The organism is Desulfosarcina ovata subsp. ovata (genome assembly GCF_009689005.1).
GTDB lineage: Bacteria > Desulfobacterota > Desulfobacteria > Desulfobacterales > Desulfosarcinaceae > Desulfosarcina > Desulfosarcina ovata.
This window is the reverse complement of sequence record NZ_AP021879.1, coordinates 1795320-1808879: the sequence shown is the minus strand read 5'-3', so window position 1 is coordinate 1808879 and position 13560 is coordinate 1795320. Positions and strand designations below refer to the sequence as shown.

Sequence of the window (13560 nt, the reverse complement as noted above, 5' to 3'; positions counted from 1 at the left end):
TCTGTTTTGGCTTCAGCCTAACCACCTACAGCCTACATCCCTAAATTAGCTCTGCTATTTTATCCACATCCACATACTTGCCAAAATGCTCAGCCAAAAGGGCGTACTGCTCCAACTTGGCCTCCAGGCCGCCGGTGGCCGGCACGTCGATACTGCCGAGCCCCACCGTGGTCAGCCAGCGTTTGATCAGGGCGGGCGTATCGAAGAGGCCGTGCATATAGGTGCCCATGGTTCGGCCGTCCCGGGCCATGCAGCCGTCAGTGTCCTCAGTGGGGTGGCCATTGCGCTCGTGCACCCTGACCAGGGGGGCGCCGCCGGTCAGGTGGGTTTGGCCCATGTGGATTTCATAGCCGGTGCCGGCAATGTCGTCCCAGCTGAAGCGGCTGAGGGTGGTGGTTTTGGGCGCCTTGAGCACGGTCTCTACGGGCAGCAGGCCCAGTCCGTCGGTGCTCCCGGGGACGCCCTCGAGCCCGCCGGGATCGTGGACGGTCAGACCCATCATCTGATAGCCGCCGCAGATGCCGGTAATATGACCGCCGCCGGCCTGATACTCGGTCAGGCGGGCGTGCCAGCCGCCGTTTTTAAGCCACTCCAGATCATAACGGGTGTTCTTTGAGCCGGGCAGGATCACCGCGCTGAGAGCGGAAAGATCCTGGGGGTTCTCCACGAAGTGAACCGACAGGCCATTTACCGCTTTCAAAGGATCGAAATCGGTAAAGTTGGAGATGTGCGGGATGCGGATCACCGCCACCGCCGGTTTGCCGTCGGGTTCGGCCCGGACCGCCTTGGGCCGTTCGATGACCACCGAGTCTTCGGGATCGATACGGATATGGTCGTACCAGGGCAGCACGCCGAAGACCGGAAGACCGGTTTTTTTCTCGATCCAGCGCACCCCGTCCTCGAAAAGGCGCAGGTCACCCCGGAAGCGGTTGATGATGAATCCGGCCACGCGTTGGCGGTATTCTTCCGGCAGGCAGGCGATGGTCCCCACCAACTGGGCGAAAATACCGCCGCGGTGAATGTCGCCCACGATAATCACCGGGGCATCGGCATAGGCGGCCATGGGAAAGTTGACGATATCGTGGTCCATGAGGTTAACCTCGGCGCAGGAGCCGGCACCCTCCATCACCACCAGGTCATAGGCCCGGCGCAGGCGGTCCAGAGCGGCGTTGGCGGCGCTGACCAGCCCGGCTTTTTTCTGATGGTAGTCCATGGCCGTCTGGTTGCCGATGGCCTCACCCATGAGCACCACCTGGGAGCCCACATCGCTGGTGGGTTTGAGCAGAATGGGATTCATGTCCACATGGGGGGCGATGCCGGCAGCCTCGGCCTGGACGATCTGGGCGCGTCCCATCTCGAGCCCTTCGGGAGTGACCCCGGAGTTGTTGGACATGTTCTGGGCCTTGTACGGCGCCACGCGCAGGCCCCGGTCGGCGAAAACACGGCACAGGGCCGCGGCAATGATACTCTTGCCCACATCGGAACCGGTGCCGAATACGGCCAGGCAGGGAGCTTTGGGGGCGTGGCTGGTTTTGGTTGCGTTGTTCATAGCTGCTGGTTTACCTGTCGTTCAAAAGTAGCGGATTCAAGATACCCACCTAATCCCCTATATTGTATTTCTTCGCATATCCCCGCGGCGTGATCATGAACCCGTCGTAGTCGAACGTATTCGAATTGCCCACAAACACCGTGGTCTGCATGTCCACCTCGGCCCGGTGCAATTCGCCCAGGGTGGTCAGCGTGACCCGCTGATTGTCGCGCATGGCGCCGGTGACGATTCCCACCGGTGTGGATGCATCGCGGTGCTTGAGGAAAATTTCCTGGGCGCGGGTCAGGTGGTCGGTCCGGCGGCGGCTTTTGGGATTGTAGATGACGATCACGAAATCGGCACGGGCGGCCGCCTCCAGCCGGGCTTGGATGGTTTCCCAGGGGGTTAACAGATCGCTGAGCGAGATAGCGGCAAAGTCGTGGGTCAGGGGCGCGCCCAGCAGCGAGGCCCCGGAACACAGGGCCGGGATGCCGGGCACCACTTCGATGGCGAGGCGGTTGGCGTTTTCCGGTCGGTCGCTGCCGCCAATGGCGACGGACCGTTCGCGGCACATTTCCAGAACCAGCCCGGCCATGGCATAGACCCCCGGGTCGCCGCTGGACACCACGGCGCAGGCGGTTCCCGAAAGGGCCAGGTCCAGGGCCGCCGAAACGCGGTCGACCTCTTTTTTCATGGCCGTGCTGACAATCTGCTTGCCCTGGATGAGGGGCCGGATCAGATCGATATAGGTCGTGTAGCCAGCGATGGCCTCGACACTTTCCAATACCTCGGCGGCCCGCCGGCTCATGTGGGCCGGTCCGCCGGGACCGATGCCGACGATATAGAGCCGTCGGCCGCCACCGCCACGGTGACGTTCGTCGTTTTTTGTTTGGGAACGAGCATTCGTCCCCAATGGGTCGCCAGCAGGGCTGCCGCTTCGCATACGCTCTTCACTCCTATGTGTTTTTCGACCATGGGTGACGGGTTCGGTACCTGGGCCACCGTCTTGAGTCGGTCACGTGTAAAAATGGTGATGGTGACGTTAAGGGTCTCGGCCAGGGCCACCAGACCGGGTTCATCGGCTTTCAGATCAACCGTGGCCAGGGTCCGCAGACTGGCCGGGGCCAGGTGGTTGGCCGCAAGGGTCGTTTCCAGCAGGCCGCGCATCTCCTCGACGTCGGTACCTCTGTTGCACCCCATGCCGGCGACGAGGGATGGGGGCCGCAATACCAGCACATGGGGGGGCAGGTCAAGCCGGATGTGATCCACGAAAACAGCGGCCTGGGCGTCGTCGAATCCGTTTGGCGGGCAACGGATGACCTGTTCTGCCGGCAGCTGCCCGATGACAATGCCGTAAGGATCGTGGATGCGGATCGGCGCGCCGGTAATCAGGGCCATGTTAACCGTTTTAATGGCCGCCGGGTTTTCGATGGCCAGTCGGTTGGTTGCGGCAATCAGATCGATGGCCGCCACCCGGTTGACATCGGTGGCCGTGGTAACCACCGGCTGGCCGCCGGTGATGCCGGCCACCTCTCTGGCAAGGGCGTTGGCTCCGCCCAGATGGCCGGAAAGCAGGCTGATGGCGAACTGTCCGGCCTCGTCGCAGACCACCACGGCCGGATCGCGGGTTTTGTGAACCAGATGCCCGGCGATGCTGCGGATCACGATGCCCGTGGCCATGATGAAAATGTGGCCCGAAAAGTCGTTGAAAACGCGATCGACTTCATCTGCCAGACGTTCGAAACGGTTGGCCCCGTCCATTTCGGCGGCCACCCGGGTTGACAGAAAGAGCTCGCTGTCGGCGATTTTTCCGGAAAGGGCCCAGGCCAGGCGGGCACCGTTGGGGGTCAGGGCCCAGACCGCCGTGCGGGACGGACGGTCGGATTTCACTGCCGTTTCTCCGCATCCCGGTAGCCGTGGGCAAAATGGCGGTCGTAGAGTTTGGAGTGGTGCTTGAGTGTCTCCAGGCTGACGTCCAGCACCCGGCCGACCATCACCAGGGCGGTGCGTTTGATTCCGGCCTCACGGACCGTTTCGGCCAGCCGGCCGATGGGGGTCCAGAGGATTTTCTGGTCGGGCTGGCTGGCCCGGTAAACGACGGCACAGACGGCCTCCGTGCCATAGGCATCCCCAAGGGTGCGGGCCATCTCGTCGATCATGGAGATGCTCAGATAGATGGCCATGGTGGCCTGGTGGGCGGCCAGGGCGGCCAGGGTCTCGGCTTCGGGTACCGGGGTGCGTCCGGCCATGCGCGTGAGGATCAGGGTCTGGGAAATTTCCGGCAGGGTGTATTCGATGCCCAGTGCCGCGGCGGCGGCAAAGGCGGCGGTTACCCCGGGAATGACCGTGTAGGGGATGCCGCGCTCGGACAACTTGGCCATCTGCTCGAAAATGGCGCCGTAGAGGCTGGGGTCGCCGGTGTGCAGGCGGACCACTTTTTTGCCGTCGGTGTGGGCGTCGGCCATGGAGGCGACCATTTCGTCCAGGTGCAGACCGGCGCTGCTCAGGTGCCGGCAACCGGGCCGGGTCCACTTGAGCAGGGCTTCGGGGACCAATGATCCGGCATAGACCACCAGGTCGGCGGCAGCCAGGGCCTGCTGTCCCTTGACCGTGATCAGGTCCGGGTCGCCGGGACCGGCACCGCAGAAGATGATGGGATTGGGGGCGGAAACGTTTGAATCGCTGGATGGGGAGGGTTCCATGACGGTCAACTTTCTTTTGAATGCTTATTGGGGGCGGCTGCCGGTAATGATCCACACCGGATTGGCCGCTTCGAATCGATGGCTGAATGGCATGGGCGTGGCCCGGTTGACCTGCAGCTGGATCATGTCGATCTCGAACCCCAGATCAACCAGGGTCTGTCTGGCAATGGTCAGGGTGTCGATCAGGACGGTGTTGATGACGATGATGCCGGCCGGCTTGAGACGGTGGGCGGCGATTTTTACGATAGCGGCCAGATTGCTGCCGCCGCCACCGATAAAGACGCGGTCCGGGTCGGGAAGGTCGGCCAGGCCGTCGGGCAGGCGGGCTTCGACCACGGTGAGGTTGCCGATTCCGAAACGCCGGCGGTTTTCCCGGATATGGCCAACCCGCCGGGCTTGCTGCTCGACGGCAACGATGCTGCCCCGGGTGATGAACTGCCCCGCCTCGATGGAGACCGACCCACTACCGGCCCCCAGGTCCCAGAAAACGGCCCGGTCGAACAGGCGCAGATGGGAGAGGGTCACGGCGCGGACCTCGGCCTTGGTGATCAACCCGTTTTCATGCACGAAGCGGTCGTCGGGCATGCCCGGAAAAAGATCCGGCTGTTGCTGACGGGAGGGGTCGGGTTTCAACACCACCAGGTTGAGATCGGAAAAAACGGTCTGGCGCGCCGTTTCCGGGGTGAGCCGCAGAATTTTCTCCGACGACGTACCCAGTTGTTCCAGAACACACAGGGAAAGGTCGGAAAATCCATTTCTGATCAGCAGATCGGCCAGCCATGCCGGTCCGTGGGCCGGGTCGGTGTAAACGGCCACGGTCTCTCCGGTGGCCAGATAGCGCAGCATCGTTCCGGTATGACTGCGGCCATGCAGGCTGACCACGCGCACGTCCTGCCAGGGTTCGCCCAGGCGGGCAAAGGCGCAGGCCACGGCCGAGACGTTGGGCATCACCCGGATGTTTTCAGTTCCCAGCCGCCGGGCAAGAAATGCACCGATGCCGAAGAAGAGGGGGTCCCCGGAGGTGAGCACAACGATGGCACTGGCCGCCATCTGCTGCTCCAGAAAATCGCCCAGGCCCTTGAGATCCTTGTCGATGATACGCTGCCGACATTTCAGGTGGGCAAACGGGGCGAGGAGGCGTTCCCCGCCCACGAGAATATCGGCGCCACCGATAATGGCCATTTGGCGGGCAGTCAGGTTGTCGGGCGAGACGCCCGTACCGATGATGGTTATCGGGGGTGACAATGACGATCCTTCCCAAAAAACAAATTAACTGAGCACCTTATCCCCAATCCGGTCGGGTGTCAACCACGCTGCTGCCGTCGTAATCGAAAATGACACAGCGTGCCATGATCCTGCCTTCGGCAAATCCTTCGGCGCACTGCTGAGCCATTTCGGCCACATGGCGGATGACTGCCGGTGCTCCGGCCTTGAGGGGATCAAAGGCGTGACGGGCGGTATTGGCGTGGGCGACCCGATCGGCCAGCGACCGATCCGCCGTCCGTTCCCGGGTCCAGCGGGCCAGGGTGCCGAGGGTCAGTTCGGATTTGGCGGCATGGGTGTGGGGAATGTTCTGGGCCATCTTCACGGCCTTGCCGAAAAAGACCGCCAGGGTCACGGTGGCAAAGCCGCGGGTGGCGGCGGCCGCCATGGCCACCTGGAAAAAATCGCCAATCTGGATAAAGGCCATTTCGTTCAGGTCCGGCCAGCGCCGCTGGGCAAACCGCTCGCTGCGGCGACCGGTGGTCAGTACCAGATGACTCATTCCGGCGGCGCGGGCCACGTCCATGGATTTTTCGATGGTGGCCACGTAAGCCTCGTGGGACATGGGCCGGACGATGCCGGTGGTGCCCAGGATGGAGAGACCGCCAACGATTCCCAGTCTGGCATTGAGGGTCTTGCGGGCCAGCCGTTCTCCCTCGGGCACAAAGACCTCCACATGGATGCCCCGATTCGTGGGATGCGCGCCAAGAACCTCCCGGATGCTGTTGGTGATCATGGTCAGCGGGCCCGGTGTGATGGCCGGTTGACCGGGAGGGATTTCAAGGCCCGGCCGGGTGACCGTGCCGACGCCCACGCCGCCGGTGATGCGAATCGACGTATCGCTGGAAGGGCCTTCGAGGCGCACACACGCGCCGATTTCAGCGCCATGGGTGATGTCCGGGTCGTCCCCGGCATCCTTGATCACCGTGCAGCAGACGGTTTCCGGACTCTCGAACCGGCATTGGCGGACCGGAATCGATGTGGTGGTACCGGTCAAAAAGGTGATCGTCACCGTGTCGGGCGCCTGGCCGGTCAGGCGCAGGAGCAGGGCGGCCTTGGCCGCGGCAGCGGCTGCCGCACCGGTGGTGAAGCCGGATCTCAGTTTCTTTGTCTGTGCGTTCAACGTGATCGATTTCCCAACTGATACTTGCGTACGGCAGCGTTATGTTCCTTGAGGGAGGTTGAAAAATGGTGGGTGCCGTCCCGTTTGGAAACAAAATAGAGGTAATTGCTTTCGGCCGGGTAGAGTACGGCCTCGATGGCCAGCGCGCCGGGGCTGGCGATGGGACCGGGCGGCAGACCTTGGATTTTGTAAGTATTGTACGGGGTGTAGGTCTCAAGGTGTTTGCGTTTGATGTTGCCGTCAAAATCGGTAATTCCGTAGATCACTGTGGGGTCCGTTTCCAGGCGCATGCCCTTTTTCAGCCGGTTGTGAAAGACAGAGGCCACCAGGGGGCGTTCCTGCGGCGCGCCGGTCTCTTTTTCCACAATCGATGCCAGGGTGACCACTTCATGGACGGTCATGCCGAGCGCCTTGGCCCGTGCCGTCCATTCCGGCTTGAACGCCGCCCGGAACTGTTTGACCATGGTGATGACGATGGCGCCGGTGTCCAGCCCCCGGGGGAAATAATAGGTGTCCGGAAAGAGGTACCCCTCCAGGGTGTCGGCCGGGATGTCCAGCAGCCGGGCCATTTCCGGATTGCGGGCGGCATCGAGAAACGATTTCTCGTCGGCCAGGCCGGCAGCGGAAACGGCCCTTGCGATCTGAACCAGGTTGTAGCCTTCGGGAATCGTCAGTCGGTAGAGGCGGACCCGGCCTTCGACCATCTGACCGAGAATTTCCCGGGGTGTCATGCTGGTGGAGAGAAAATACTCTCCGGCCTTGAGCAGTTTGTCTTTCTTGTCGATTCTGGCAAAGATGGTAAACCGCAAGGCGTCGGAAATCAGGCCCTCCCGGTGCAGGGCCCTGGCCGTTTGCTTGAGTCCCTGCCCGGAAAGCAGGGTGAACAGTTTTTCCTGCCCCGGCTCGGCCATGGGGCGCTCGGCCCATGATAAGAGGTGCCGGTAGAGGAGTCCGGCGCTTCCGGCTAAAATAAGAAGAAGAGCGACTCCTAATAAAATCAACTTTTTGATCATAACGTGTGGCTTTCAATGCTCTGACACCGGACACATGATTAAAGTGATTACAATAAGGCATGCCATCGGGCATTGTCAAAGGCGAATTGGCAGTGCTGTGCATGTCGCTGCCTTCGCTTTGCTGAAATGATTCACTCCGGCCTTTGACTTTGATCCCAAGGGTTTATTTTTAAGTGGGAAGGGTATACAAGAGAAAACGTGCTTTCAGACAGGAGAACATTCCCATGCCTAAGCAAAATAAAGATAAGGATATTTACCACGGATTCGAGCAGGGCCCCATCCGTCCGCCCAGCGAAGCGCACAGCCTGCTGGTCCGGGTGACCCGCAACTGTCCCTGGAACCGCTGCACCTTCTGCCACGTCTACAAGGAATCCCGGTTTTCGGTACGTCCCGAATCCCACGTCATCGAGGATATCGAAGGCATCCACCGCCATGTGGACACCCTGAAGGAGCTGGCCGATGAATCGGGCAGTATTCTGCGCCGGGACATTTCCGCGGTTGTTCAGGACCTTGCGCCCCATGAGCATGATCTTTTCAGCGTCGCCCTGAACTGGTACGCCGGCGGGATGAGTTCTATTTTTCTTCAGGATGCCAACAGCCTGATCATCAAGCCCGACAGCCTGATCCGGATCCTTGTTCACCTGCGCCGGCGCTTTCCCTGGGTGGAGCGGATCACTTCCTATGCCCGGGCCCACACCGTTGCCCGCATCAGCGACGACCATCTGCGCGAGATGCGTGCCGCTGGTTTGAACCGCCTGCACATGGGGCTGGAGTCCGGCGCCGACAGCGTGTTGCAGATGGTTCGCAAAGGGGTTGACAAACAGACCCAGGTCAAGGCCGGCCGGAAGGTTAAAAAGGCCGGTATTGAACTCTCCGAATATGTCATGCCGGGACTGGGCGGCAAGGCGCTCTCACGGGAACATGCCCTGGAGACGGCCGATGCGCTGAACCAGATCGATCCGGATTTCATCCGCCTGCGGTCGCTGGCGATTCCCCAGGGGATTCCCCTGGCCGAGGATCAGCGCAGCGGGCGATTCGTCAAACTGGGCGATACCGATACGGTGCGGGAGATCCGCCTGTTTGTAGCGACCCTGGACGGCATTACCAGCATGATCGCCAGCGATCATATCCTCAATCTGTTTGCCGAAGTCGAAGGGCGTCTGCCAGAGGCCAAAGCCGGTATCCTGGCGCTGCTGGACCGGTTTCTGGACCTGCCGGACGAGGAACAGTGCCGGTTCCAGGTGGGCCGGCGGATGGGGCTGTTCACGCGCCTCGAGGACATGCAGCGTCCCAAACGCCGGGCCAAGGTGGACGCTTTCTGCACGCACCACGGCATTACAGCGGACAATGTGGATCATATAATTGCGCAGATGATGACGCGGTTTATTTAACCCCTCCTATGGGATTGAACTACCAGTTCAGGGAGGCGCGGAAAAAGCTGGACCGCCTGGACGCGGATGAGCGGCGGCGGCTTCTGGCCATCTGCCAGGAGATTTGTCAGGCCCAGGCGGCCTTGACCCGCCAAGCCGCACCCATTCTGGCCCAGTGCATGACCGGCTGCCAGGGCCTCTGTTGCCGGAATATTCATGTGGCCGATATCATTACCGGCTGGGACCTGATCTATATCCTTGCCCTGGCCCCACAGTTGGAACCCGCCATGGCCGCGTGCCTGGCCCATGAGACCTTTTTCCCGGCCGACTGCCTGTTTTTAAAAAATGGTGTCGGTCCCTGTCTCTTCCCCGACCATTTGCGGCCGGAGCGCTGTGTGATCTCTTTCTGCCGCGTGGAGCCGTCGGTGGAAAAAGAGATCGCCCAGGTGATGCGCGGTTTCAGCCGGCTGATCCGGTTTTTCAGATTCCGGCCGCTTCGGCGCATTGCCGCCCGTTTGGGGCTCTGCGCCTGATTGGCCGGCGCCGATTCAGCTGCTTTTTACAAAACCATCAGAATTGCTGCTTGACATCATCCGAAAGCTTCTTTATATTCCATAAGAGCGATATGGAGGGTTTGATGAAGGAATTTCTCAGAGTCATGAAGGCTCTTTCCGATCCCACCCGGGTCAAGATACTGAAAATATTGGAGCGGCGTTCCATGTGTGTCTGCGAGCTGCAGACCGCCCTCGGCAGTGCCCAGTCCACCACCAGCAAGCATTTGAAGATCCTAGAGGATGCCGGGCTGGCCGCGTCGCATAAGGACGGCCTGTGGGTCAACTATACATTGGCCGATGGCCGGCAGAGTGCCTATGCGGCCTCAATCCTGGGAAATTTGCGCCACTGGCTGAACGATGAGGGTGAGATCTGTGACCTGCTTCAAGGTATCGAACGGATCGATCGTTATGAGATCCTGAACAAGAACTGATTTTTTTTGTCCTTTATATATGAATAAATCGCGATGTAAGGAATCATGTGAAACACTTGGATCCTCCTGATCACAGGAGGCCGGGAACATCCAGGAGCAACCCATCATGAGCGAAACCCTCTCCACGGCCCCGTCGGACAAAACTGTTGAAACCCCACTTGCCGGGGCCGAACCCGAGGAACCCAGCCTGATCGACTGGGCCACGATCTGGAAACCGCTGGCCTGGATCGTCGGCGGTTTTCTGCTTTTCTTTTTCCTGCCCGTGGACAGCACCCGCTTCACCGGTTCGGTGATCGAATCTTTGGCCCTGGCCAAGTGGTACGCCCAGGAGCATGTGCTGCTCTGCCTGGTGCCGGCCTTCTTCATTGCCGGCGGCGTGGCCGTTTTCGTTTCCCAGGGATCGGTGATGAAATACCTCGGTGCGGGTGCCAGCAAAGTGCTCTCCTACGGGGTCGCCAGCGTGTCCGGTTCGGTGCTGGCGGTGTGCTCGTGCACGGTGCTGCCGCTGTTTGCCGGCATCTGGAAGCGCGGCGCCGGACTGGGACCGGCCATTGCCTTTCTGTACTCGGGGCCGGCCATCAATGTGCTGGCCATTATCCTCACCGCGCGCATCCTGGGGCCGGAAATCGGTGCGGCGCGGGCCGTGGGCGCAGTTCTCTTCAGCGTGGTGATCGGTCTGTTCATGCACCTCCTCTTCCGGAAGGAAGAAGCGGCCAAGGCGGCGTCCGCCATACACATGCCGACGCCGGAAGTCGAGCGGCCGCTGTGGCAGACGACCCTTTTGTTTGTTGCCATGATCGGTCTGCTGGTTTCCGCCACATGGGGCCGTCCGGAACAGGCGGGCGGTTTATGGTCGGCGGTGTTTGCCGCCAAGTGGCTGATGGCCGGCGGGTTTGCATTTTTGCTGGGCGTTTTGATGGTCCGCTGGATGCGCGTAAAGGTTTACAAACTGGTTATCGCTGCGGTGGCGGTTCTGATCCCGGCCCTGATGGCCCCGCAATATCCCCTGATCGCCTTTTCCGTGGGCCTGATCGCGTTTACGACCCTGTTGACCACCACCCGTGGGGAGACCGAGTCCTGGTTCACGGCCTCGTGGGATTTCGCCAAGCAGATTATGCCGCTGCTTTTGGCCGGCGTGCTGGTGGCGGGTCTTTTGCTGGGCCGGCCCGGATCCGAAGGCCTCATTCCCTCGCAGTGGATCAGCGGCCTGGTGGGCGGCAACTCCTTTTGGGCCAATCTGTTCGCGTCGGTGGTGGGCGCGTTCATGTATTTCGCCACGCTTACCGAAGTGCCCATCCTGCAAGGGCTTATCGGCGCGGGTATGGGCCAGGGACCGGCCCTGGCGCTGCTCCTGGCCGGTCCGGCCCTGAGCCTGCCCAACATGCTGGTGATCCGCAGCGTGCTGGGAACCAAAAAAACCGTTGCCTTTGTTGCCTTGGTCGTTGTCATGGCCACCATCAGCGGGTTGATTTTCGGAAGCCTGATGGCGGTGTGAGTAGACCATGAACCGTGGTGGGTGAGTTGTGAGCAAAGAGCGGTGATGGGTGGGCAACAAAACAGTGACCATGAGTCATTTCAAAATATCAACGGATAAACTCAACAATGGAGAAAAAAATGGAGATCAAAGTATTGGGACCCGGATGCGCCAAATGCAAACAGGCAGAACAGATCGTTAAGGAAGCCGTTGCCGAAAGCGGTGTGACCGCAACCGTAGAGAAAGTCACCGACGTCATGCAGATTGCCGGTTATGGGGTATTCGGCACACCGGCCGTGGTGGTCGACGGCGAGGTGAAAATAGTGGGCAAAGTGCCCAAGAAGAAAGATGTAATGGCCTGGATTCGGTAGGCCACGCGTTAAGGGACGGGAAACGTGTCGATAACCAAAAAGGAGATATAGCACATGCGGATGTTAGCCGAATTTTTCCCCGAATTCGCCGAAATGCTCGATGAGATGGATGCTCTGTATGCCAGCAAACGGAGCATCGATGAGAAGACCTACCAATTCATCTGTTTTGCCCTTTCCATCAAGGGGCGCTCGAAACCCTGTGTTCTGAAACATTTCAAGGGGGCCCTGGAAGCCGGTGCGACGGTCAAGGAACTGTCTTACATCCTGGCCCTGACCATGCGTGAAGCCGCCGGTGCCGATGACTGCTGGACTCACGATGTGCTCGGTGAGTGGAAAGCGATCATTGCCGGTAATATCAGTTGTGACTGTCAGAAGTGAAACTACCGAAGGGCGGACACAGCATGAAAGGGACGTGCGTCATGACACCTGAAAATAATAAAACCGCAGGCAGTGGCTTCAACACGAAAAGAACGGGCGGGACGCTCATTTCAGCCGCTGTCACCCACCTGTCACCCGGAACCTTATATATGACCGGGAGCATATTGCTGGTGGCCATATGGTTTCTGATGTATCGCCATCTGTCCAGCCTTGCCGAACTGTTTACGCATTTGTTGTCGCGATTGGCGGGGTTTTCGATGACCAGCCACTTTGGCAGTGCCGTCGAATTTTTTGTCTTCGAAACCCCCAAAGTGATCATGCTGCTCACCCTGGTGGTTTTTGGCGTGGGGGTCGTGCGTTCCTTTTTTACGCTGGAACGCACGCGGGCCATCCTGGCCGGGAAGCGCGAATCCGCGGGCAACGTGCTGGCCGCGTTGCTGGGGATTGTCACCCCCTTCTGCTCCTGCTCGGCCGTACCGCTTTTCCTGGGATTCGTGACCACGGGGGTTCCCCTGGGCGTGACCTTTTCCTTTCTGATCGCCGCCCCCATGGTCAACGAGGTGGCCCTGGTTTTGCTGTACGGTCTGTTCGGCTGGAAAGTGGCGGCGATTTACCTGGGTACCGGTCTTGGCATCGCCATGGTGGCCGGCTGGGTCATCGGGCGGATGAAAATGGAACGCCACCTGGAAGAGTGGGTTTTCCAGATTCAGGCGGGAAAAGTGGATCTGCCCGAAGATGCCCAGGACTGGGCGGCCCGGATTCGCTATGGTTTTGATGCCGTTCGCGAAATCGTCGGCAAGGTCTGGATCTATGTTATGCTCGGGATTGCCGTGGGCGCCGGCATTCACGGATACGTCCCCGAAGGCATGATGGCCGCGTTCATGGGCAAGTCGGCCTGGTGGTCGGTGCCGTTGTCGGTGCTGCTCGGCATCCCCATGTATTCCAATGCCGCCGGCATCATCCCCATTGTCCAGGCCCTGCTGGGCAAAGGGGCCGCACTGGGCACGGTGCTGGCTTTCATGATGTCGGTCATCGCCCTGTCGCTGCCCGAGATGATCATCCTGCGCAAAGTGCTCAAACCGCGCTTGATCGGCACCTTCATCGGCGTTGTCGGGACAGGCATTCTGCTGGTGGGCTATATTTTCAATTATTTCATGTAGCCGTTGCCGTGTGCGCGATGAAATCCGGGCTTTTGTCGAATCGCTTCCCGAGGCGCTCGATACCTATTGACGCCCACCCTCAGCACCTCTCCAGCCTTCTCACAGACGGCTTGACTTTTTCACCACCTTGAGATCTAAAAGAAACGCCACCGTGCAGTCGAGCCCGTTGGCAACTGCCCCGCAGGCCGTCCAT

General features: G+C 60.5%; 14 protein-coding genes. 7 read left to right on the top strand and 7 right to left on the bottom strand.

Annotated elements, in window-relative coordinates; all coding sequences use genetic code 11:
• Positions 1-40 precede the first annotated feature (40 nt).
• The 7 genes from GN112_RS08160 to mltG are packed head-to-tail and all read right to left on the bottom strand — an operon-like array spanning position 41 to position 7629.
• Positions 41-1549, bottom strand: a complete 1509-nt coding sequence (locus tag GN112_RS08160; RefSeq protein WP_155309755.1) for a cobyric acid synthase — start codon at positions 1547-1549, stop codon at positions 41-43.
• A 49-nt stretch (positions 1550-1598) separates the two neighbouring features.
• Complete coding sequence (cobJ, locus tag GN112_RS08155) at positions 1599-2336, bottom strand: precorrin-3B C(17)-methyltransferase (RefSeq protein ID WP_231716963.1); 738 nt, start codon at positions 2334-2336, stop codon at positions 1599-1601.
• A complete protein-coding gene (locus GN112_RS08150; protein WP_231714063.1) occupies positions 2333-3418 on the bottom strand; it encodes a cobalt-precorrin 5A hydrolase in 1086 nt (361 codons plus the stop codon). Before GN112_RS08150 ends, cobJ begins: the two co-directional genes overlap by 4 nt.
• Positions 3415-4230: a precorrin-4 C(11)-methyltransferase gene (cobM, locus tag GN112_RS08145; RefSeq protein WP_155309753.1), complete on the bottom strand. Its 816-nt coding sequence runs from the start codon at positions 4228-4230 to the stop codon at positions 3415-3417. Before cobM ends, GN112_RS08150 begins: the two co-directional genes overlap by 4 nt.
• 24 nt (positions 4231-4254) lie before the next feature.
• On the bottom strand, positions 4255-5475 hold the full coding sequence (gene cbiE / locus GN112_RS08140) for a precorrin-6y C5,15-methyltransferase (decarboxylating) subunit CbiE (protein ID WP_155309752.1): 1221 nt from the start codon (positions 5473-5475) through the stop codon (positions 4255-4257).
• Positions 5476-5512: 37 nt separating this feature from the next.
• Positions 5513-6616, bottom strand: coding sequence for a cobalt-precorrin-5B (C(1))-methyltransferase CbiD (gene cbiD / locus GN112_RS08135; RefSeq protein WP_155309751.1), 1104 nt, complete (start codon positions 6614-6616; stop codon positions 5513-5515).
• A complete protein-coding gene (gene mltG, locus GN112_RS08130; RefSeq protein WP_155309750.1) occupies positions 6613-7629 on the bottom strand; it encodes an endolytic transglycosylase MltG in 1017 nt (338 codons plus the stop codon). Before mltG ends, cbiD begins: the two co-directional genes overlap by 4 nt.
• A gap of 224 nt (positions 7630-7853) precedes the next feature.
• Between mltG and GN112_RS08125 the strand changes: the two genes are divergently transcribed.
• The 7 genes from GN112_RS08125 (at position 7854) to GN112_RS08095 (ending at position 13367) form a co-directional block, all read left to right on the top strand.
• On the top strand, positions 7854-9020 hold the full coding sequence (locus GN112_RS08125) for a radical SAM protein (protein ID WP_155309749.1): 1167 nt from the start codon (positions 7854-7856) through the stop codon (positions 9018-9020).
• 8 nt (positions 9021-9028) lie between these two features.
• Complete coding sequence (locus tag GN112_RS08120; RefSeq protein WP_155309748.1) at positions 9029-9532, top strand: hypothetical protein; 504 nt, start codon at positions 9029-9031, stop codon at positions 9530-9532.
• A gap of 104 nt (positions 9533-9636) precedes the next feature.
• A complete protein-coding gene (locus GN112_RS08115) occupies positions 9637-9984 on the top strand; it encodes an ArsR/SmtB family transcription factor (RefSeq protein WP_155309747.1) in 348 nt (115 codons plus the stop codon).
• A gap of 106 nt (positions 9985-10090) precedes the next feature.
• Positions 10091-11479: a permease gene (locus GN112_RS08110; RefSeq protein WP_155309746.1), complete on the top strand. Its 1389-nt coding sequence runs from the start codon at positions 10091-10093 to the stop codon at positions 11477-11479.
• Between the two features lie 119 nt (positions 11480-11598).
• Positions 11599-11829, top strand: a complete 231-nt coding sequence (locus GN112_RS08105; protein WP_155309745.1) for a thioredoxin family protein — start codon at positions 11599-11601, stop codon at positions 11827-11829.
• A gap of 54 nt (positions 11830-11883) precedes the next feature.
• On the top strand, positions 11884-12207 hold the full coding sequence (locus GN112_RS08100; RefSeq protein WP_155309744.1) for a carboxymuconolactone decarboxylase family protein: 324 nt from the start codon (positions 11884-11886) through the stop codon (positions 12205-12207).
• Positions 12208-12248: 41 nt separating this feature from the next.
• A complete protein-coding gene (locus GN112_RS08095) occupies positions 12249-13367 on the top strand; it encodes a permease (protein ID WP_331457516.1) in 1119 nt (372 codons plus the stop codon).
• Positions 13368-13560 lie beyond the last annotated feature (193 nt).

Bases quoted from the DNA above. Each gene is read 5' to 3' on its own strand.
- GN112_RS08160 (WP_155309755.1), bottom strand. From the start codon at position 1,549: ATGAACAACGCAACCAAAACCAGCCACGCCCCCAAAGCTCCCTGCCTG.
- cobJ (WP_231716963.1), bottom strand. From the start codon at position 2,336: ATGAGCCGGCGGGCCGCCGAGGTATTGGAAAGTGTCGAGGCCATCGCT.
- cobM (WP_155309753.1), bottom strand. From the start codon at position 4,230: ATGGAACCCTCCCCATCCAGCGATTCAAACGTTTCCGCCCCCAATCCC.
- mltG (WP_155309750.1), bottom strand. From the start codon at position 7,629: ATGATCAAAAAGTTGATTTTATTAGGAGTCGCTCTTCTTCTTATTTTA.
- GN112_RS08125 (WP_155309749.1), top strand. From the start codon at position 7,854: ATGCCTAAGCAAAATAAAGATAAGGATATTTACCACGGATTCGAGCAG.
- GN112_RS08120 (WP_155309748.1), top strand. From the start codon at position 9,029: ATGGGATTGAACTACCAGTTCAGGGAGGCGCGGAAAAAGCTGGACCGC.
- GN112_RS08115 (WP_155309747.1), top strand. From the start codon at position 9,637: ATGAAGGAATTTCTCAGAGTCATGAAGGCTCTTTCCGATCCCACCCGG.
- GN112_RS08110 (WP_155309746.1), top strand. From the start codon at position 10,091: ATGAGCGAAACCCTCTCCACGGCCCCGTCGGACAAAACTGTTGAAACC.
- GN112_RS08105 (WP_155309745.1), top strand. From the start codon at position 11,599: ATGGAGATCAAAGTATTGGGACCCGGATGCGCCAAATGCAAACAGGCA.
- GN112_RS08100 (WP_155309744.1), top strand. From the start codon at position 11,884: ATGCGGATGTTAGCCGAATTTTTCCCCGAATTCGCCGAAATGCTCGAT.
- GN112_RS08095 (WP_331457516.1), top strand. From the start codon at position 12,249: ATGACACCTGAAAATAATAAAACCGCAGGCAGTGGCTTCAACACGAAA.